We start from the raw sequence: 21,211 nt of genomic DNA on the forward strand, positions 1-21,211 counted from the left end.
TCACTTGTTATACACAAATTTATAATACCATTGTTGAGCTGGAATGGTATAAATGAATAAGAATAAAAATGTCAGGCTCGCGATTAAAAATATCGGACTTCCGATTGTATAGCTCAGGAAACCACAGAGAAGTATCAGTCTGGATAATTCGAGATAATGAATCCATTTCTGCTGTTCAAGCATCGCACCGCAATTAACCAGAGTTAGTAATATAAAGGCGATTACGAATCCTTTCTGGTACGGATCGTTGTAAAAGAAGAGCAGCGTGAACGCAAACAGAATAATTACTGATAAAACTAGCTGAACGTTTAGATATACCTTAAATCTGAAGGTTGAGTTCATTCCTGCTTTTGGCAAAAGTAGTTTCTTCTCCAATGCAACCCTCAATGATTGATCAATATCCTCCGGTCTTCCGAAAATGATCTTTAATACTTGCCAGACACTATTTTTCTTTCGGCAGGCAGCCCACAGTTCCATGTAATAATGAAAGTGTTGCCAAAGAAAGCTATGGCTTTTTAGTGGGTGTGTTAATCCAAAAACAGGTCGCTCCTCTTCCTTTTGAAAAGTTCCAAACATTTTATCCCAGAAAACAAATATGTCTCCATAGTTCTTATTTAGATATTTTTCATTTGATGCGTGATGCACTCCATGATGAGAAGGTGTAATGAAGATGTGCTCAAGCCAACCCAATTTTCCTATCAACTGTGTATGTGTAAAAAATGAATATGTTCCATGAACTACCAGAATGGCTATCACCATCGAAGGATGAAATCCGATAATCGGTAAAATGCACCAAAAAAGATTTCTTACAATAGCCTGAAGTGTAGTGATCCTTGCCGAAACGGTATAGTTAAACTCTTCGCTTTGATGATGAACAATATGTGCACCCCAGAATAAATTGATCTCATGACCCATTCTGTGGTACCAATACCACACGAGATCCGTTGCAAGTAGCAGTACCATCCAAACGATCCAATGATTTGGAATCGATAGGATAGCAAATCTATTATACACATAATAGAACAAACTATAGAAACTCCCTGTGATAAGCAGATTGAGTAATCGCTCCGCTATTCCTACAGAAATGTTTGAAGCTGAATTTTCATATTTAAATAAATGGGATTTCCCCTTCCGAATTGCGACTGCATACTCCAGTCCCAGAAAAATGAAAAAAGCCGGGATTGCAAAAGCCACATAATTTATTTCCATTATGAGGATGTATTAAAAAATAGAAAGAGCGTATCGATCTCCTTTACGAAGAATCTTGAATTTGAATGAAGCGTATTCAAGAATCAGCGGAGTATGCTCTGCATAGATGACAATATTATCAACGGCTTTATTATCGTGAAGAATTTTTTGACCTGCAGCCACCCGCATTAAAACCTTATCTTCATTGAGGAATAAAATTCCTGCAAATAAAGCCACCTCTCCTCCAGGATAAACGATAGTATTTGAAGCTGCCCTTCCGAAATAGTTGGCTCCTTCCTTTAGCCAATGAACGTTAGGATTGGCATCACTTACAGAAAATCGGGCTATCGGGCTATCGAGTGTCAGTACCGCTGCATTTTGGTTTCGGGTCATAGAATCAATTTTTCTTTCAAAGATTGTAATTAATTCTACTAAATCCATAGACTTTATTGATTAATTCAAAAACCTTTTTAATTTTGCATCAGATCGTTCTTTGTAACACTAACTTATCAAGAAAGGCAGAGGGACTGGCCCTATGAAGCCTTGGCAACCGAAACACTATTTCAGGTGCCAAATCCAGCTTTCCGAACTTAGGTTTGGAGAGAAAGATGAGTGAGAGAGATTCTATTTTATAGAACCTCTACCCTTCTTCAGATTAACTCTGATCTTTTTTGTTAAGTGCTGCTCAATGAGCGAAAAACTCAAAACACTAAACGAAAAAACATGTCACTTAACACAGAAATCATTCACAGTATTCCGGTAGATGAATTAACAGGTGCTATCTCTGTACCAATTTATCAAACCACAACTTTTGTTCACAGCGAACCTGGAGTTCATCAGGGTTATGATTACACGCGCTCTGGTAATCCGACACGGAAAGTGCTTGAAGATCTTATCGCCAAGTATGAAAAGGGAACTACCGGAGCCGCCTTTGCGAGTGGCATGGCTGCTATTGACGCGGTCCTCAAACTATTAAAGGCAGGAGATCATGTCATTGCCGGTAATGACATTTATGGCGGGACGTATCGATTGCTTACAACCATCTTTAAAAAATTCGGGGTGAGCGTGAGTTTTATTGACCTTCAAAATCAGGAAGAGATTATCGAAGCTATTCAGCCTAATACTAAATTGATCTGGGTTGAAACTCCTTCCAACCCTTCTCTTAAAATTGTTGATATCCGGGTTATATCAGAAATCTCAAAAGCGAATGACATTCTCCTGTGTGTCGATAATACTTTCTGTTCTCCTATCGCTCAAAAGCCCATAGAATTAGGGGCCGATATTGTTGTGCACAGTGCGACTAAGTACATTGGAGGCCACAGTGATGTGATCTCTGGCCTGGTGGTTACTTCAACCAAAAAGCTAGGAGAAGAAATTCTCTTCATCCAAAATGCCAGCGGTGCCGTACTCAGTCCTATTGAAAGCTGGCTGCTCATCCGCGGGCTTGAAACGCTCGACTTGCGCTATAAGCAGCACTCATCCAACGCTCTTGCCATCGCCCGGTATTTACAAGGTCAACCTTGGGTGGAAAAGGTATTTTATCCGGGATTACTATCTCATCAAGGTCATGATATAGCAGTTCGCCAACAAAAATATTTTGGAGGCATTGTTTCCTTCACATTAAAAGAAGGAACTCTGGATGCAGTTAAAAGATTTACAAAATCATCCAAACTATTCAAGCTTGCTGAAAGCCTTGGAGGAGTAAAAAGTCTTGTCGCTCATCCTGTTACCATGACTCATGCTTCCATTCCTAAAGATCGTCATGCTGATTTCGGTCTTAGCGAAGGTCTTCTTAGATTGTCGGTAGGCCTTGAAGATGTGGATGATCTTATTGATGACCTTACAGCGGCATCCCGGGTTTTACAAACGGAGAGCGTCTTCTGAATTTTATAATGCCAGTTATAGATTAGTATCTTATAACTGGCATTTTATTATTCTTTTCGTAATATCTGCAAAGGTGGGGTAGAAATAATTCTGCGGGAATTGAACCATCCAATAAAAACAGTTAAAACCATCACTGCCACACCGACGATTATGAGATCTATCCATGATACTCCAAGTTTTACTTCAAAGAAGAATTTGCAAAGTGCCCATCCTCCTGCCAATGAAAGGATCATTCCGGTAAGGGCTGAGAACAAGCCTAGATAGGCATACTCAATAAGAGTAATCCGCATGATCTGTTGAGTTCTGGCACCAATGGTCCTTAACAAAACATTCTCTTTTATACGCACAAACTTGCTATTCACGACCGCACCCGCGAGCACAACCAATCCTGTAATGACGCTGAACAATGCCAGGAACCGAATGACCACACTGATCTTGCTGAACAAATTCTCTACTGTGCTCAATATCAATCGCAAATCAATAAGGGACACATTTGGGAAGCTCATTACCAATTCCTGCTGAAACCTGTTCGCGGAATTTGAATCCCCAACTTTCGTAGTTGCCACCCAGATTTGAGGGGCATTATCAATAACTCCTTTCGGGAAAACGAAAATGAAATTAGGCGGGTCTTTTGGCCATTCTACTTTTCTAATACCACTGATCCTAGCTCGCAGCGGAACGCCCTGGATATCAAATACCAAAGAGTCATTCACATCTACATTCAAAGACTCCTGCATTCCTTCTGAGATCGTCACCCAGACTGAATCTCTCTGTCCAGGCTTGTAAGACTGAATCTCTCCTTTCAGTATTTCTTCAGAACGATGAAGTGAATCACGATATGTAACACGATACTCACGGGTCAACGCCCAACCTGGTGTCTTATTCACAGTATCTTTTTGAAGCTGTGCGACACTCTTTCCTTTTATTTCCTGGATCCTACAGGTAATAATTGGCACCATTTGATTCAAGGGCAGATGATGATCATCAATCAGCTTTAATATCCCCTCCTTTTGGGACGGTTGGATATCAAAAAGGATCGTATTCGATTGATTCCTATTGCCAGTGAATTCAACCTGTCCGAGCAAACTATGTTGAACGATATTCAACGTGGCAATAATAAATCCTCCAAGGCCAATTGTAACCATTAAAACACGAGTCTGATTGTTAGGACGGAACAGATTTGAAAGTGCATGACGAAATACAAAACTTGCTTTCTTAGGAAAAAATCTTCTCACCAATTTTAGTAATCCGATCGCAACTAATGTCAGAAGTCCAAGCGCAAGAGCAATGGCTGCTGAAAATACGACACCCGTTTTAATACTATTTGTCTGATAAGAAGCTGCGATTACCGGAAACAATACAATCAAAGCAATGGCAACAGCTCTTAGTTTTGAAAAAACCTTTAAAGGAGAGGATGGTGATCTCAGCACTGCAAGAGGCGGCACAAAACGGATTGAGCTAAGAGGAAGAATAGCAAACAGAACAGAAACCACAACTCCAAGAATAAGTCCTTCCGCCACCGCTTCCCATGAAATCGCAAATGCAAGTTCAACAGGAATAAAATTTTTGAATACAATCGGAATGATCTTCTGAATGGCGGCGCCCAGTGCTGAACCTATTACACTTCCGATTATCCCAAGAGTAACAACCTGAATAAAATAAATATTGAAAGCTTGCCATCCGGAGGATCCAATACAACGGAGCAACGCCACCTCACTACGTTTTTCCTGAGCATAAATGTGAACAGAACTGGCAACACCAATACATCCAAGGATTAAGGCTATAAAAGCCAGCAATGAGAAGAATTGATAAACTGACCTGAAACTTCTTCCCAACCCTTCCTTTCTTCTTTCAACTGTTTCAAATGAATATCCGGATTTCTTTACGATAGGCCTGATAGCTTCAATCGTTTCTTCAGTTTCCTTGTTTGAAGAAGTTTTAACAAACAATCTGTAGCTTACCCGACTTCCAAATTGAACAAGCCCCGTTGAATCCAGAGCTTCCGTTTGAATGTATACGGATGGCGCTAATGTGGAAGTCAACGCTCCTCCTCCAGGTATCCTGGTAACAACCCCAGCTACTTTAAATATCCGGGTTCCGATCTTAACAGAATCATCAGAACTTATCTCATATTGACGGGCAAGCGACTCATCAAGCATCGCATAACTTCCTGTCTTCATTAGTTCATACGCATTGGATGGTTGCGTTTCAAGCTTTCCATAAAAAGGAAAATCACCGTGCAATGCCGTCAGTTTTACCAATCTTGACTGACGTGTATTCATGAACATCACCATGGATGCCATCTCAGCATCTCCTGCGGTTGTCAGATGTGCTGTATCAAGGGTGGTAAGGATTTCTTTTTCAAATTTTCGGTTGCTACTGATGACCAAATCAGCACCAAGAAGTTCCTTGGCATTCTGGTCCAGTGAATCCTGCAATGAATAATTGAGAGAGCCAATAGATACAACGGCTGCAATTCCCGTTATGAGGGAAGCTACAAGCAGAAACAATCTTGAGAAATTATTTCTTGCATCGCGCCAGGCCATCACCCAAACCCATGAGTCACGCCAGAACGGCCGAACATCGCGCTTGATTTTAATGAGGTATTCGATCATGACGTTACCAATCGTCTTTCCTCAACAATTTTTCCTCCCTTCATTTGAAGGATCCAATCCGTTTTCTGGGCCAGTTCAAGATTATGCGTAACAAGGACAAGAGTTGTCTTCTCTTCCCCATTGATTCCAAACAAAAGATCGATTACCTGCTTAGCGTTTTCTTCGTCGAGATTTCCGGTTGGTTCATCTGCAAACAGAATTTTTGGTGACGTGATGAAGGCTCTTGCAATCGCCACTCTTTGCTGCTCACCTCCCGAAAGCTGTGAAGGAAAATGATGAAGCCGATCACCCAAACCAACTCTTTTTAACAATTCAATTGCACGTGGTTCAATATTGCGCTCACCTCTTAGCTCAAGCGGCACCATAACATTCTCCAGGGCAGTGAGAGTTGACAGAAGTTGAAAGTTTTGAAATACAAATCCCGTAAACTGATTTCTAAGATAAGCCCGATCGTCCTCGCTCATTGAGTTGAGTTTAAATCCCATGAGAGAGACTGCACCGCTGGTTGGTACATCCAGACCAGCGCACAGGCCCAATAACGTGGTTTTGCCGCTCCCTGAAGGGCCGATCAAAGCCAGGCGCGATCCTTGCTCCACCTTGAATGATACGTCGCTAAGAACTACCAGATCCTTTTCCCCTGAAGGATAAGCTTTGGTGAGATTCTCTACGGATAAAAGTATTTCTGCCATATAACGTCAGTCGGATCGTGAAATAAATCGTTAATTACCTAAAATTGTTTTAAACGCAATCGCTTCTCCTATGGTCGGTAAGATATTTCTCTTTATTGTGACAGCCTTGCTATTTCAGACATCTTCTTCTTTAAAAGTGGTGCTTTTTTTTGGAGACAGCCTTTCTGCGGGGTACGGCCTCTCACCTGAAGAAGCGTTTCCTGCGCTGGTGGAAAAATCAATGATCAAAAACGGGGTCAGCGTCAAAGTGGTGAATGCCGGACTAAGTGGAGAAACTACAGCCGGAGGATTGGCGAGAGTCGACTGGATCTTGCGGCAACCGATCCATGTGTTTGTCCTTGAACTTGGCGGAAATGATGGGTTAAGAGGTCTTCCGATTGATCAGACCAAATCCAATCTTCAATCAATCATTGACAAAGTCAAAAAAAAATATCCTGACTGTAAAATAGTTCTTGCCGGAATGATGGTACCTCCCAATATGGGGAAAGATTATGCAACCTCTTTTCAAAATCTGTTCAAAGACATTGCTAAGAAAAACGATGCAACACTCATCCCTTTTCTGCTTCAGGATGTGGGTGGAATAGAAAAATTAAATCAGGCAGATGGGATTCATCCTAATGCGGAAGGACACAAGATTGTTGCAAAACATCTCGTTGAGGTAATCTCTCCGCTTGTTGTGAACAACTAGCGAATAACGGACAGTATTCTTTCCACCCAGAGAGAATACATGATTCCTGAAGGGTGCAGACCATCGCCTGCTACATACTCAGGTTTGTCAAGACCCTGACGAGTAAGGTCTGTTATATTGACATACTTAACACCTAATTTTTTTGTGATGGAGCGATTTGCGTCATTGTAGAGATCAATGGCTTTTGTGATTTCCGGTTGTCTTGGTTTTCCAAAAAGAGTATAACCATAATCAGGGATGGAAACCACAAACACGTTTTCCTTTTTACCACCTGCCAGGGTTATTGCCATTTGAAGAAGCTCTTCAAATTCCGGAATATAGCTTTCTACTGACTTATTCTGATATTGATTATTAACTCCAATTAGAAGAGATACGAGTCCGTATTCATTTTTTAAATGAGCTTCCTCAATTGCCTTTTTTAATTGATCGGTGCGCCATCCTGTGACCCCAATGATATGAGGTCTTTCAATTTTTTCACCTTTGGATTGGAGGACTTTTGCCAGTTGTTCAGGCCACCGATCGCTTTCAGAAACACTTTCTCCGATGGTATAAGAATCACCTAGAGCCAGAAATTTTTTACTCACTTGAGAATAGCTTACCTGAACATTTAATAAAATGATGACCCCTAAAATAAAAGCCCTCATTTAACCTTATGCAGGAGTAAAGGTTAATGTGAATACAATTGTAGAAGTGCCTTGAGTAATGTTAAACTCAAGAATCATGTTATTATCATCCAGCTTCTTGACAAACGCAGGGTATGGCACAATACCTCCATTGCCGGCATCTGTCAGATTACCATTTGCATCTCCATAATAATAAATCGCTGAAGCAAAGAGTCCATTTGGAGTCTGGGAATTATCGACTTCAATGTTTAAAGTTAGGCCATCTAATGTGAATGCCCATGTACCGCTTTCAATAGCATCCGGATCGGCTGTATCACATTTTGAAGTTCCTTCTGATGCTGCATAATCCTGAGCTGCATTGTTTGTAAAAGAATAGACGTTGTCAGTAAAACATCCATTAAAAGATGCTGTCTGAACCGCCGCTGAACCAACTTTATAAGTAAACTCTCTCATCTTCCAACTCTTGCTCTTCCCTGCTTCACCAGCCAGGAATTTTGCATTCACCTGAGCACCTAGCGGAGCAGGATCGTCCTTCTTACAGGATGAAATGATCAACAGTCCAAGAATGAAACAGATGCTGAGAAGGTGGGTTAGTCGTAGGTTCTTCATGGTCTAAATTTTTACCAACATACAAAAACGTGTTAACACTTTGAAACAATGGGGAGTCAATCCTTAATGTTTATTGATAAAAAACTTAAAAACCGAGTCATTTTCACCCTGACTGGGTGGCTAATGACAAACTCTACACCGATTGAAATAATGGTTTCACAAATGCTTCTCCAGGATTTAATGAAGTGGTCAACTTCCGGAAACATATTAAAGAACTTGTCAATAGCCTATTGTGGCAATATTCCACCTAAAAAGTGGACTTGCTACAGGAAATATCCTTCAAATTAGGGCTGTAACGGCAATTTTAACTAATTTAATTAGTACTATTTGCTAATATATTTAGTAATTGTATGTTTGCTGTAAATCAAAAGAGAAAGCAGTGAAAACGATCAAATCAGCATTGCTGGGTTTCAAAAAATTGGATGATTCCAATCCGGATGTCCTGCTTGAACAACTCAGGGAAGTCCTCAGTCAGCATCAGGAGATTCTGATCAATCGCCTGCTCCGGGACCTTCCTACTTATCTGGATTATCGATTTAACATGAAATCAACTAAAGCAGAATTGGATGAAATAAAAGACAGGCTTAATTATCTGAAAACCAAAAATGTCGACCTCACAATCTTTGATCACGTACTTCAGCAGGTAAAAACGAAGACGATCACGCAACTGACAAACGAAGTATTTTATACTCAGATCGATGCAGCCATTAAAGTTTATGAAGACGAACCAACAGGAAATGAATTATAAAAAAAATATTATGAACAACGTAATTGATTCAAAAGAAATTGAAAGTATAATCGAATGGTCGGATCTGGAAAAAATCTGGACGCATCTTGAAAAAGTCTATAGTTTAAATACCTTGCCCTATCGGGAAGGATTTAAGAAATACCTTGAAAATATGGCAGGTGATGCCCAGCCAAAGTTCTTTGTAGGATATGGAGAACTTGTCATTGAGCCCACTTTAAATGAAATTCTGAAAAGAGATTCCTCCTATCCTACCTGGAATTATCTTCTTCGGTTTTTATTGAAGATTAAACTAAGTCAAAATCCTGAACAGAGAAATTTCTATCTGGCAGGGGTGTGGAAAAAAAGGTCATTCAATACGCTGAATAATTCTTCTTCTTATCACCTGATGGCTTAAGTTCTGTTGTCACTTGTGTCATTTTCCCTGAACTCCCAGTGCAATGCAATGCGGACATAATGGTCTTCCCGCCTTCCCGGGTCTGATATTATCACGCTCAAGATTATTTCTTTCCGAACACTTATCATTATCATGATAAACCTGGGGTGAGCCAGGATTGACGCTGTGAACAGGTGTAACTTTTGACATATTGAGGCAAATTTGGTTGCCTGCAATTTGAATGAAAGAAAATAGATAGGATTCAAAAGTACACTACAGAAAACAGGACAAAATCTTCATAATCTTTTGCCATAGCCTGAATCATTCGATTTTGGCTATAGGATTATTTAGATAAAATATAGGAATATTTAGACGATGGATACCATTGGAGGTATCCGGCAACAATCTTCGTCAATTTCTATTCTGCTATTATTCGAAACGTAAGGATTCTATCGGATCGAGCTTTGATGCTTTGTTGGCAGGATAATATCCAGATAACAATCCAACTCCAACACAAACTACCAATCCAACGAATATCCATAGCCAGGGAAGAACAAAAGCCATGCTCATCAATTTCGCCAAAGCATTACCCGCAATGACCCCAAGGATAATTCCTAATATTCCGCCTAGCAGACAGACTACGATGGCTTCAATGATAAATTGCTGACGGATCTTTGCAGGTGTCGCTCCCAGTGCTTTTCTCACTCCTACTTCACGAGTCCGTTCTGTTACTGATACCAACATGATATTCATCAAAGCGATGGATGACCCTAATAGCGTTACAAATCCTATACCTAATCCGACCCAGGTAATGATGCTCATTAAATTATTGAGCTCGGATAGTGTATCACTTTTATCCAATTCAAATGAATTCGGCTTTCCAATCTGATCTCTGCGAATGGAGCGCATTAGCCCGGTAGCCTCTCCCATGGCGAGATCAAGTTGCGTTGCATCAGAGACTGCTACTGTAATATCATAGCTAAGTCCACGACCAGAAGCCATCTGATTGGCAACGATCACAGGTATGAATACCATATTATCAAAATTATCCTCAGCGAGATTTCCTTTCTCGACGAGTACTCCAATAACACGGAATTGAGTTCCTTTAAATGACACCTCTTTTCCAAGCGGATCCTCATTCGGGTCAAAGATTGCATCGAATACTTTTTTTCCCAGAATTACAGTCTTCGCACCATATTGAATTTCGAGTGGAGAAAAATTTCTTCCTTTCTCAAAATTGAGAGACTTCACATACATGTAGTCTTCATTGATACCATTGACAGCGATGTTCGGATTAGTCTTTTTTGATAAATGCTTAACCTCTGCGATTCCCGTAAGGTCAGCGGAAAGGCTGATGTACGCTGGAACCTTAAATAGGTCAATAAAACGTTGCGCTTCATTCATCTGAAGCGGCTTATAAACCTTCTGTTTAATACCCGCCTGGCTTGCTCCGCGATTTCTCTTGGATCCGATGTCAAAAGTATTGGCACCGAGGGATGCAAGGCTCTCGTTGAGGGTATATCCGATCCCATCCACTGCTGTGAGAGAGCCTACTAATGCCGTAATTCCAAAGGTCACAATGACTGCGGTTAGAATCGAACGGAGCATGTTGGCCTTAATCGAACGGAGGCCTTCCCTTATATTTTCCAGCATAGGTTATAGAAAAAAACAGTTATACAGCACAAAAATACCTCCTTTTACGTTGTATCAGGAGAGTTTCTATTAATATTATTCCCTGAACAATGGTACCTTTAACGATGCGCTTTCTGCTTTTGTTTTGCTTTTTAATCTGTGGAGTTGCCGCCAGGGCAAACTATCTTTTTATTCCCATGGACACTAAACAGGCCGATCATCTAAAGGCCTATGGAATAGCCTATTGGGTTCTGAAAAAAGACACGGAGGTCGACTGGTTGCTGAATTATCGTGGCGGAAGTTTTATGTGCAAGTATCACCCCCTGATACAAAATGAATTGGTTGTCAGAGGAGTGAGCTATGATGTTATTTCAGACGCTGAGGCCAATCAGATCCTCGCTGAGATTGCCAGTCCGGCACTCAATTACGATATCATGAAGCTGGAGAAATATCCCAAGATTGCTGTGTATTCACCAAAATCAAAGCAGCCCTGGGATGATGCGGTAACTTTAGTATTAAGTTATGCAGAGATTCCATACGATGTTGTATTTGATGATGAAGTGATGAATGGAGACCTGACAAAATATGATTGGCTGCATTTACATCATGAAGATTTCACAGGTCAGTATGGAAAATTCTATGGGCAATTTCAAAACATGCCTTGGTATCTCGAAAACCAAAAGGAAGCAGAAGACATGGCACGCAAACATGGCTTTCCAAAAGTATCTCAGTTGAAACTTGCTGTTGCTAAAAGAATAAAGGAGTTCGTTGGTGGCGGCGGATTCTTATTTGCAATGTGTTCTGCTACTGATACGTTTGATATTGCTGTCGCAGCGGAAGGTACAGACATCTGCGAAAGAATGTATGATGGAGATGGATCTGATCCTCAAGCTCAGGAAAAACTTAATTTTAATAACACATTAGCGTTTACAAATTTTCACCTCGTAAGAGATCCCTATCAATATGAGTTCTCTGATATTGATAATAATGCTCATGAAAGAGGCGTACGGCAGGATAACGACTACTTCAATGTTTTTGAATTTTCGGCAAAATGGGATCCTATTCCTTCCATGCTCACACAAAGTCATACAAAGGTTATCAGGGGCTTCTATGGGCAAACAACAGGATTCAAAAAGAATCTGATCAAATCTGATGTTGTTATCATGGGTGAAAATAAGGAGATAAATGAAGCTAAATATTTACACGGAGTTTTTGGTAAAGGATTCTGGACTTACTATGGAGGTCATGACCCGGAGGATTATCAACATACAGTATATGAAGAGCCCACTGATCTGAATTTACATCCTAACTCACCAGGATTTCGACTGATCCTCAACAACGTCTTATTCCCAGCAGCAAAAAAGAAAAAGCAGAAAACCTGATTAGTCAAACAGGAGGAAATCAAATCCAAAGTCGATAATGCTGCCCTGTCCAGGATATCCTGGTGTTGGTAAATAGCCAACCTTCGTAATGGCCTGAACGAGGTTGTGATACTTAAAGAAGAATCTACCCCTTCGCATTTTTCCTGTAAAGAAAACGTCTACCAAAGGAAAAGCAGGTACCAATTTGGCTCCATCCCTCTGAACATAGAATGTCTGAATCGCTGGATCATAACCCAGTGCCTGATAGGATGATTTCCAATGAAAATCTGTCCCCACCTGAATCTGAAGATGTCTTTTAAATAAATGATTCTCATACGCCAACTGAACATTCATAAAGAGTTCCGGTATCTGAAAGACATTCTGATCGTTTGCCAGCATCCTTGTATAAACAAATTGAGGTCGGATAAACATATTTCTAAAAAATCTGAAACTTGCCTTTACCTCAGGTGAAAAAGTAGATTGTGTTCCGGAGGATTGATATGGCAATACGGTTTGCTTACTGACAGTTGTATCTATCGGTGTGGCTTGCTTAAAGTAGATATAATTATTAAAAACCGTAAAAGTGGTTCCCACCCATAATTGAAGATCACTGCTATTCCATTTAAGATAACCTTTGGCTTCTGTCGAGTTTACTTTATCGAAAGAATTGCTCCATAAATCTTTGCTCCCTCGATAAATAGTTTGCATCAGTGATGGCTTGGAAAGTGATGTTTTGAACGAACCTTCAATCCAGGGAGTTTGAATCTCCCCCTCCAGGCGATAGTACCCTTCCAGCATATAATCAGCGGACCCTGAAATAACAGAGAGAGAATCAAATCTGAGAGACATGGTTCCGCCCAGATAATTTTCAGTTCCCTTTATGTGATTACCATAGGGATCGAGGTACCAATTGGAGTAGTCATAATTCCGAAAGCGGTAATGTGCGCTATAAAATAACTTGCCAGCATTTCCTTTTATACCAACCTCCTGTTGCATGGATGCGAATGTTGTACGATCCTTTACACTGTCTGCATCAACTTCAATATTATCATACAATGAATTCGGATCACTTACCTTCAGATCAGAATAGGCATTGCTCTGAATTGAAAAATCTGCAATGTGATAGATCTGAAAAGGTTCTGCTAATTGGTATTGATGTGATAAATGAATATTTCTTCTGTATTCTTCACTTTGAGCTGCTACGAGGATTGGTCTTGCATTTGTATCAAAATAATTTTTCAACGTGTCGGATGGGTTATAGACTCCCCCATTTTCATTAACACGATGTCTGATTCTTCTATAGTTAAAAAGCAAAGCATAGCGATCATTCTTTGATTTGTAGGTAGTGTAAAAGTCATAGTAGTGACTGATGGTTTGGTAATCTCCGTTTCTTCTTCTTTGGATTTGCTTTTCCACAAGAATAGGACGATAGTTAAAGCCAACATTCCATCGCGGATTAATATTTCTACTAAACTCAACACGTGTCATCGCTCTACCATTTCCTCCCCATACAACATACATTCTTGTATAGGGAGACTTTGTATTAAAATAATGAGGTTCTTCAGAATTATAATATGGTTCGTAAGCAGTGAAGCCTGAAATGGCACCTGAGATACCTGGAACCTGAGGAAAGATTGAGGACAACGCTGTTCCCATTGGACCAAGGTCCTTGTAAAAATTATTGAACCTCTGCACATAGGTCCATCGATGATAATTATTAACCGCAGTGTCGAGTACCCGATAGTTGGGTCGGTTCTCAAATAGATCCTTTTCTGTTGTCCATAGAGTGGTTTGCGGACCGTAGACATTCTTAGTGGAATCATCAACTATCGAAGAGCCAATGCGTTGCTTGACAGGCTTTTTCTGCCGTTGAGCATTGGCTGAAAAGCTAGTAAAAACAGCTATTATGACTAAAATTCGAAGCAGAATCACGGACAAAGATAAACGACTCAATTAGTTTCTGCAGTAGCTTTTACTGCTTGCACGACCAGTTCATCAAATTTCAGTCCATCTTCTATGAAAAACTGTTCAATGGGCAAATAAAACCAAGGCAACATCTCTAAATAGGGTTTAAATTCCGGTGAAAGCAATTTCACCATATCTTTTTCAGTGGTAAGTATTGAAAAGGTTTCCTTAAGACTTTTACAAAAAGTTTCAATTTCTTTCATATCCTTTAGAGAGTAAGGATGATGATCTGTGTAATTAAAATGCTTTAACAGTTTATAGTTGGAGATACAAAATTCTTTAAGGGGACCAGTCTTCGCAATTCCTGTTACCAGAATTACATTCTTACTGATCGAATTTTGGCTACCAATAGGTTCCGGATCCTTGTATCGAATTCCTGAAAAGAAGACTGGCTTTGGACCTGTATATTGCTGTATCTTATGTTGAATGCTTGTAGTCTCCTGTTGAGAAATATTTTCCTTGCATTTTGTAACAACAATGATATCAGAACGCTTTGCTCCTGAACGCGCTTCTCTCAACCTGCCAAAAGGCATTACGAAATCCTCATAGAAAGGGTGAGAACACTCAGTAACAAGAATAGATAACTGAGGTTTTATTGATCTGTTTTGCAAAGCGTCGTCCAGAAGAATAACATTGGTCTCAGGAAATTCCTGAAGCATATTTGGAATTGCAAATACCCGATCCTCTCCTACTACGACTTTAACTTCATTACCAAATTTTCTAAAAAGCTGAAATGGCTCATCCCCAATCGAACGTGCAGTGTCTATATTTTCTGCAGCTCGATAACCTTGTGTATCACGTTTATAGCCTCGGCTTAGTGTGGCGAGTTTATTTGTCTTTCTTAGCAATTGAATTAAATACTCAACCATCGGAGTCTTTCCAGAACCTCCAACGTTGAGATTTCCTACAACAATCACTGTAGTATCAAATTGAAAGGAAGGTTTGTGACCTATGTCGTACAGGTAATTCCTGATCCTTGTTGCCAGATTATAGAGGGCCGCAAAGGGATACAACAGGAGTTTTAATATTTTGATCATCACTTGGCCCCAATTCTATAAATTTGAACAAAACCGAAATACATGGAAGCCGCAAAGATAAAGGATGTAATCGCTTATTTAGAATCATTGGCTCCCACTGCCTATCAGGAGGCTTATGACAACTCTGGCTTGCTTACCGGAGACTTGAACGCAAAGATTTCTGGCATTATTGTTACCCTGGACTGCACAGAAGCGGTCGTTGAAGAAGCTATTCAGTCAAATTGCAATTTGATCATTGCCCATCACCCGATCCTGTTTAAAGGATTAAAAAAAATTACTGGTCGGACTTATGTGGAGAGGACCTTGATCAAAGCAATCAAAAATGATATTGCGCTCTATGCGATGCATACTAATATGGATAATATTCACACAGGAGTCAATAAGAAAATTGCCGAAAGAATCGGCTTAGAAAATACGAGGGTTCTTTTACCAAAGCGAGGCATACTATCAAAGTTGGTGACTTTTGTTCCAAAGGCTCATGTGGAAAATGTTACGAGGGCATTGCACGCAGAGGGTGCTGGTCAAATCGGGAACTATAAAAACTGCAGCTTTGAAGTTTCAGGCATTGGAAAATTTGAACCGAATGAAAAAGCATCTCCCTTTATAGGTAAGTCAGGGGTTTCGGAAAAGGTTGAAGAAGACCGTATTGAAATGGTTTTCGCTTCTCATCTCGAGAAGCAAATTCTTAGAGCATTAAAAAAATCACATCCCTATGAAGAAGTCGCATTCTATGTGACGAAGATTGAAAATGAAGATCAGGATGTCGGATCAGGACTTATTGGAGAATTAGCGGAGGCATCTGAACCAATAGCATTTCTTAATCGTTTAAAAAAACAGATGAATGTTTCAATGTTGCGCCATACAGCACCGGATCGTCCGGTAAAGAAGGTCGCGGTATGCGGGGGCGCGGGTAGTTTTCTGCTGGATGAAGCCATCCGGCAAGGCGCGGACACATTCATTTCTTCTGACTTCAAATACCATGAGTTTTTTGACGCAGAGGGCAAAATTATGATAGCAGACATCGGTCATTATGAAAGTGAGCAGTTTACTAAAGAGCTATTTAGGGAGGTTTTGAGTAAAAAATTTACTACTTTTGCGATCAATTTTTCAAATACTGTCACCAATCCAATAAGTTACCTGTAAATAATGGAAAATCAGACAATTACACAGAAGTTAGAAGCCCTCGTAAAGCTACAGTCCATTGACACAAAACTTGATCAACTCCGCAAATTGAGAGGAGACCTTCCCGACGAAGTTCAGGATCTGGAAGACGAAATTGAAGGGTACAAGGTTAGATTGACACGTTTTGAGGCAGATCAGAAAGAAGTAGAAGATGCCATCAAGAAGAATAAGGAAGGAATAAAAGAAGCTGAAAAGCTTGTCAAGAAATATAACGAGCAGCAAAAAAACGTAAAGAACAACCGCGAGTTTGATGCCATCACAAAAGAAATTGAGCTTCAGGAATTAGAAGTTCAGATCTGCGAAAAACGTATTAAGGAATCCAGAGATAAAATTGAAGATAAGAAGTCCGAGATCACCAAAATAGAAACCCTTATTAAGGATCGAAGTGATGATCTTGACAACAAGAAGAAAGAACTCGATGAAATCTCAAGTGAAAGTCAGGAAGAAGAGAAGAAACTTTTGACTGATCGTGAGAAGGCTGCGAAAAAGATTGAAGACAAATTCTTAAAATACTACGAGCGTCTTCGCGTAAATCTTTCAAATGGTTTAGCCGTAGTACGAGTTGTACGTGGAGCAGCGGAAGGATGTAACATCATCATCCCTCCTCAAAAGATCGCAGAAATCCGTGAGAAGAAAAAGATTGTAATTGATGAGCATTCTGGTCGCATATTAGCTGACGTAGATATGGAGTCTATGGAGGAAGAAGTAAAGCCTAAAAAGGCCGCACCTGCCAGACGCGCTAAGAAAGTTGGCTAATCGCATCATTAAATATTATAAAAAGGCAGCCGCAATCGTCTGCTTTTTTTTTATGTCCGCAGGGCCCGCTCTTGCCGTGGACAATATCTGGCAATTCGATCCAGCTCTTGACAAGATCTACAAGCTGATTCTCAATCTCCAAACGGAACAAGCTTATACAGAACTTCGTCAACTGAAAAATGTTAACGAATACCATAAGTTATACCTCCAGAGCTTTCTTGAAACCGCAGATATGCTCATTACTGAGGATGAAAAGCGATTTGACAAAATCAATGAGGGCTTTAAGGAGAGGATCGATATAATCTCAAAAGCTCCTGAAACAGCTGAAACGTTGTTTCTTAAAGCAGAACTTAATCTCCAGCGAGGATTTAATCTTCTCAATCTTGGACAAGAATTGAATGCCGTCCTTGCCATCCGTCAGGCATATCAGTCGACGCAGGAATGCATCAAGAAGTATCCCAATTTTATCCCAATCAAAAAAACATATGGCGTAATCCAGGTAATGGTAGGCTCAGTACCTGACAAGTACCAGTGGTTTATGAGTCTTCTTGGAATGAAAGGATCCGTAAAAGTCGGACAAAAGCACCTTGAAGAATTAAGACTATCTAAATCCTCCCTTAGCCAGGAGGCAAACATTCTGTTCTTTACGATCAAAGGTTTTATCAATCAGCAGTACGGTGAGGCGGCAAAGGGATTTCAAGAATCTCTATTAAAAGAACCTGATAGTAGGCTCTTACACTTTCTGGCAATCAATATGCTAATGAAAGATTCTCAAAGTGAGGAAGCTTTAAAGCTAATGACTTCATTGGATTCGAAGCCTCAGGGATTATCAATGGACTACATCGAATATCTGAGAGCTGAAGCATTAATGGAAAGAGGAGATTACAATCTTGCAATACTTTCCTACCAGAAGTTTTTAAAAAACTATAAGAGTCAGAGCTATCGTAAAGATTCCTATTATAAAATTGGCCTTAGCTATTACATATCCGGAAATTTGGTAAACGCTCAAAAGAACTTTGATATTGCCAAAAAAACAGGTAAGGCTTCTTCCGATCCTGATAAATACGCAGCTGCCATGTTGGAAGAGTCAGTCCTCCCTAATGTTAAGATTCTCAAAGCAAGGTTCTATACTGATGGAGGATATTATAAGGAAGCTAAAGAAGTTCTGAAGACAATTACTCCTGCTGACTTACCTAATTCTAAAGATGCAACTGAATTTTATTACCGTAAAGGAAGGTTGTCTCATAAAACCCATGAACTATCCGCTGCGAAATTGTTTTATCAACAGACCATTGATATGACCGGGACACAACCATGGTACTTTGCACCCAACGCTGCACTTCAGCTTGGTTATATCAGTCAGGCACAGGGTGATCTTGCTTCTGCAAAGAAATACTATGAGAAGGCCCTCAGCTATAAGCGGTATGAATACAAAAATGGCATTGATAGCAAGGCCAAGTCAGCTCTTGAATCCCTTAAGAACTAGTTATTTTTCAGGACTTAGAATTTTCACTTCCTGAGTAGGGCTCAGTTGAGTAAAGTGATCTGTATTATTGTAAAGATCAACCGTGAACTGATCTCCATTAAATTGAAGCAGGTAGAGTCCCAAATTCTGATGCTCAAACATATCCATAGAACCTAATGGATAATTTAGGAGTTGACAAAGAAGAATTCGCATCGCTCTTCCATGCATACAAATCAGTATTGTGTTGTCCTGATGCTTGCGTGTTCTCAATAAATCGACAAATGGCCGCTGACGGATTGCCACGGCATCAGGGCTATCCCCCCCTTCTATTGGGATTGAGGTTTTACCTTCCTGCCACTGCTTCAATATCCAATGGTAATAGGCATCTTCTTCGGGAGTGATTTTCTGACCTTCCCGGTTTCCCCAACTAATCTCATTAAGTTCTGCGTGTTCTTCAAAAGGAATCCCTAGATCAATGAATGAAGCCACAGATTCCCTGCTTCTTTTCAGTTTTGAAACGTATATCCTGTTAAATGGAACTGAGCGGTAAAAATCGAAAAAACTCTGCGCTTGAAGCCTTCCCTTCTCGTTTAAAGAAGCATCCACTCCACTCCCCTGAACTATTCCCCGCAGGTTAAAATCAGTTTGACCGTGACGTATTAAATAAATTTTTTGAGAGGTCAATTTGCTTTAATTTGGCCGTGCCTTACAAACAGGCCGCAAAGATAAAAGAATCAGAGTCGGAACATAATTCGCCATCCTATGAAATCAATATTTAACCCAAGCGTAACAGTAGAGCAATTAAACTCATTCTCCAAGAATACGATGTTGGAACACCTTGGAATTGTTGTGACTAAAATCGGAGAGGATTTTATAGAAGCAAAAATGCCTGTGGATCACAGAACTCACCAGCCCTTTGGATTGTTACACGGTGGAGCCTCTGTTGCACTGGCGGAATCTCTCGGAAGTGTCGCTGCTATGTGCAGCTTGGATGATAAGAATAAATACTGTGTAGGACTTGAAATTAACGCAAACCATTTGAAAAGTGTGAAGAGCGGATTTGTAACGGGCGTTACAAGACCAATTCATGTCGGATCCCGCACTCAAGTCTGGGAAATAAAAATTACAAACGAGCAAAATGAGCTTGTTTGTGTTAGTCGAATCACAATGGCTGTCATTGATAGGAGATAATAGTAGAATGGAGAAGGTTAATAGTACTCTTGATATCTCTGCGCGTGAATTTATTGTCGCGGCAATTTCAATATATATTGAAAGTAATTTTTCCTTTTCACTCTGGCGTTGCCCACATTCCAGTACCATTTATCTGGCCGCAACCGATAAGCCTCAATTACTCAGTGAAATTAGTATTGAGGAGATTGCACCTGGTTTTTTATTTTCACCATTCGATCCTTCCAAAGAAAAAATACACTTGGCGGCGGATGAGCTCTATAGCTTCGAATCGGATCAGATCATCATATCCAAAGGAAATAAAACAGAAGAGATCATTAAAAGAAGAAATGATAAAAAATCTAATTCCATCCCCTATCTCAATACAAAAAAACCCTCGTCGATAACAAAAGAGGATCACTATCACCAACTGGTTGCTAAATGTATTGAAGAGATCGGAAAAGGTACTTTTGAAAAAGTTGTGCCTTCGCGGTTCAAGACTGTTGAGCTTCCGGAAGGATTTAACTTTATTCACACGTTCAATCTTCTCTGTGAACTATATCCCTATGCGATGGTTTCCATCTTCTCCAGTCCCATCACCGGAACATGGATCGGAGCCACCCCGGAAATGCTGGTGGGCATCAAAAACGATCAGCATTTTTATACCGCAGCTATCGCCGGAACTCAGCCTTATCTTGAAGGAATGGATTTGAGATCCATTAGCTGGAATCAAAAAGAGATTGAAGAGCAGGCTTTGGTGGAACGTTACATCATAAGTTGCTTTAAGAAAATCAGGCTACGTGAATACGATGAGCATGGCCCCAAAACAATCGTTGCTGGAAATGTTCTTCATCTTAAAACAGATTTCACGGTTGACATGATAGCGACCAATTTTCCGCTACTCGGATCGACCATGTTAAAACTTCTTCATCCTACTTCTGCGGTATGCGGAATGCCACTTGAGAATTCATTAAAATTTTTGAAAGAAAATGAAGGATATGACCGGGAATTTTACAGTGGCTACCTTGGACCAGTAAATATCAACAATGAAACCAGTGTTTATGTTAATCTAAGATGTATGCAGCTCTTTGCGAATGAAGCAACGCTGTACGCCGGCGCTGGTGTCATGGCAGATTCCGATCCGGAGAAAGAATGGAGAGAAACAGAAATGAAAATGAATACCCTTGGAAAGATCGTCGGAAAGTAATTCTTAGAAAGAAGAATCAAAC

21 protein-coding genes and 1 riboswitch are annotated in these 21,211 nt (G+C 40.2%); of the genes, 10 read left to right on the top strand and 11 right to left on the bottom strand.

The window, feature by feature from the left end; all coding sequences use genetic code 11:
- A complete protein-coding gene (locus HOP08_02645; GenBank protein NOT73799.1) occupies positions 1 to 1,209 on the bottom strand; it encodes a sterol desaturase family protein in 1,209 nt (402 codons plus the stop codon).
- A gap of 12 nt (positions 1,210 to 1,221) precedes the next feature.
- Positions 1,222 to 1,581: a hypothetical protein gene (locus HOP08_02650; protein ID NOT73800.1), complete on the bottom strand. Its 360-nt coding sequence runs from the start codon at positions 1,579 to 1,581 to the stop codon at positions 1,222 to 1,224.
- Between the two features lie 110 nt (positions 1,582 to 1,691).
- Positions 1,692 to 1,803, top strand: a riboswitch (SAM riboswitch).
- A gap of 108 nt (positions 1,804 to 1,911) precedes the next feature.
- Between HOP08_02650 and HOP08_02655 the strand changes: the two genes are divergently transcribed.
- Positions 1,912 to 3,072 (top strand): PLP-dependent transferase, encoded by a 1,161-nt coding sequence (locus HOP08_02655; GenBank protein NOT73801.1) that lies wholly within the window; start codon positions 1,912 to 1,914, stop codon positions 3,070 to 3,072.
- 47 nt (positions 3,073 to 3,119) lie between these two features.
- Here the strand turns inward: HOP08_02655 and HOP08_02660 are convergent, their stop codons facing one another.
- Complete coding sequence (locus HOP08_02660) at positions 3,120 to 5,687, bottom strand: FtsX-like permease family protein (protein ID NOT73802.1); 2,568 nt, start codon at positions 5,685 to 5,687, stop codon at positions 3,120 to 3,122.
- Positions 5,684 to 6,376, bottom strand: a complete 693-nt coding sequence (locus HOP08_02665) for an ABC transporter ATP-binding protein (protein ID NOT73803.1) — start codon at positions 6,374 to 6,376, stop codon at positions 5,684 to 5,686. Before HOP08_02665 ends, HOP08_02660 begins: the two co-directional genes overlap by 4 nt.
- Positions 6,377 to 6,446: 70 nt before the next feature.
- Here HOP08_02665 and HOP08_02670 point away from each other — a divergent pair, with 70 nt between their 5' ends.
- Positions 6,447 to 7,064 carry an arylesterase gene (locus HOP08_02670; protein NOT73804.1) on the top strand — a complete coding sequence of 206 codons (618 nt, stop codon included), beginning with the start codon at positions 6,447 to 6,449 and terminating at the stop codon, positions 7,062 to 7,064.
- On the opposite strand, the gene HOP08_02675 is transcribed toward HOP08_02670, so the two are convergent.
- On the bottom strand, positions 7,061 to 7,708 hold the full coding sequence (locus HOP08_02675) for an SGNH/GDSL hydrolase family protein (protein NOT73805.1): 648 nt from the start codon (positions 7,706 to 7,708) through the stop codon (positions 7,061 to 7,063). The two genes, HOP08_02670 and HOP08_02675, sit on opposite strands and share 4 nt — an antisense overlap.
- Before the next feature lie 6 nt (positions 7,709 to 7,714).
- Positions 7,715 to 8,296 (bottom strand): hypothetical protein, encoded by a 582-nt coding sequence (locus HOP08_02680; protein ID NOT73806.1) that lies wholly within the window; start codon positions 8,294 to 8,296, stop codon positions 7,715 to 7,717.
- Between the two features lie 379 nt (positions 8,297 to 8,675).
- Between HOP08_02680 and HOP08_02685 the strand changes: the two genes are divergently transcribed.
- Positions 8,676 to 9,044: a hypothetical protein gene (locus HOP08_02685; protein NOT73807.1), complete on the top strand. Its 369-nt coding sequence runs from the start codon at positions 8,676 to 8,678 to the stop codon at positions 9,042 to 9,044.
- Between the two features lie 10 nt (positions 9,045 to 9,054).
- Positions 9,055 to 9,438 carry a hypothetical protein gene (locus HOP08_02690; GenBank protein NOT73808.1) on the top strand — a complete coding sequence of 128 codons (384 nt, stop codon included), beginning with the start codon at positions 9,055 to 9,057 and terminating at the stop codon, positions 9,436 to 9,438.
- A gap of 18 nt (positions 9,439 to 9,456) precedes the next feature.
- Here HOP08_02690 and HOP08_02695 read toward each other — a convergent pair whose 3' ends face one another.
- Together HOP08_02695 and HOP08_02700 are read right to left on the bottom strand one after the other, a co-directional pair.
- Complete coding sequence (locus HOP08_02695) at positions 9,457 to 9,627, bottom strand: hypothetical protein (protein ID NOT73809.1); 171 nt, start codon at positions 9,625 to 9,627, stop codon at positions 9,457 to 9,459.
- 219 nt (positions 9,628 to 9,846) lie between these two features.
- On the bottom strand, positions 9,847 to 11,070 hold the full coding sequence (locus HOP08_02700) for an FtsX-like permease family protein (protein NOT73810.1): 1,224 nt from the start codon (positions 11,068 to 11,070) through the stop codon (positions 9,847 to 9,849).
- A gap of 89 nt (positions 11,071 to 11,159) precedes the next feature.
- Between HOP08_02700 and HOP08_02705 the strand changes: the two genes are divergently transcribed.
- Complete coding sequence (locus HOP08_02705; GenBank protein ID NOT73811.1) at positions 11,160 to 12,431, top strand: asparagine synthetase B; 1,272 nt, start codon at positions 11,160 to 11,162, stop codon at positions 12,429 to 12,431.
- On the opposite strand, the gene HOP08_02710 is transcribed toward HOP08_02705, so the two are convergent.
- Together HOP08_02710 and lpxK are read right to left on the bottom strand one after the other, a co-directional pair.
- Positions 12,432 to 14,342: a hypothetical protein gene (locus tag HOP08_02710; protein NOT73812.1), complete on the bottom strand. Its 1,911-nt coding sequence runs from the start codon at positions 14,340 to 14,342 to the stop codon at positions 12,432 to 12,434.
- Positions 14,343 to 14,359: 17 nt separating this feature from the next.
- Positions 14,360 to 15,412 carry a tetraacyldisaccharide 4'-kinase gene (gene lpxK / locus HOP08_02715; protein ID NOT73813.1) on the bottom strand — a complete coding sequence of 351 codons (1,053 nt, stop codon included), beginning with the start codon at positions 15,410 to 15,412 and terminating at the stop codon, positions 14,360 to 14,362.
- Positions 15,413 to 15,454: 42 nt separating this feature from the next.
- On the opposite strand from lpxK, the gene HOP08_02720 reads away from it, so the two are divergent.
- From HOP08_02720 to HOP08_02730, 3 genes are read left to right on the top strand one after another with little or no spacing between them, the layout of a single operon-like run.
- Entirely contained in the window at positions 15,455 to 16,555 is a 1,101-nt protein-coding gene (locus HOP08_02720; protein ID NOT73814.1) for a Nif3-like dinuclear metal center hexameric protein, read from the top strand.
- A gap of 3 nt (positions 16,556 to 16,558) precedes the next feature.
- Positions 16,559 to 17,350, top strand: a complete 792-nt coding sequence (locus HOP08_02725) for a hypothetical protein (GenBank protein ID NOT73815.1) — start codon at positions 16,559 to 16,561, stop codon at positions 17,348 to 17,350.
- A 52-nt stretch (positions 17,351 to 17,402) separates the two neighbouring features.
- A complete protein-coding gene (locus HOP08_02730) occupies positions 17,403 to 18,836 on the top strand; it encodes a tetratricopeptide repeat protein (protein ID NOT73816.1) in 1,434 nt (477 codons plus the stop codon).
- Here HOP08_02730 and HOP08_02735 read toward each other — a convergent pair whose 3' ends face one another.
- Positions 18,837 to 19,499, bottom strand: coding sequence for a histidine phosphatase family protein (locus HOP08_02735; protein NOT73817.1), 663 nt, complete (start codon positions 19,497 to 19,499; stop codon positions 18,837 to 18,839).
- 78 nt (positions 19,500 to 19,577) lie between these two features.
- On the opposite strand from HOP08_02735, the gene HOP08_02740 reads away from it, so the two are divergent.
- Together HOP08_02740 and HOP08_02745 are read left to right on the top strand one after the other, a co-directional pair.
- Positions 19,578 to 20,006, top strand: coding sequence for a hotdog fold thioesterase (locus HOP08_02740; GenBank protein NOT73818.1), 429 nt, complete (start codon positions 19,578 to 19,580; stop codon positions 20,004 to 20,006).
- A 7-nt stretch (positions 20,007 to 20,013) separates the two neighbouring features.
- The gene (locus HOP08_02745) at positions 20,014 to 21,189 is read left to right on the top strand and encodes a chorismate-binding protein (GenBank protein ID NOT73819.1); all 1,176 of its coding nucleotides are present in this window, start codon (positions 20,014 to 20,016) and stop codon (positions 21,187 to 21,189) included.
- The last annotated feature ends 22 nt before the right edge of the window (positions 21,190 to 21,211 follow it).

The sequence above is a fragment of the Cyclobacteriaceae bacterium genome (assembly GCA_013141055.1).
In the GTDB taxonomy this organism is placed as follows: Bacteria; Bacteroidota; Bacteroidia; order Cytophagales; family Cyclobacteriaceae; genus ELB16-189.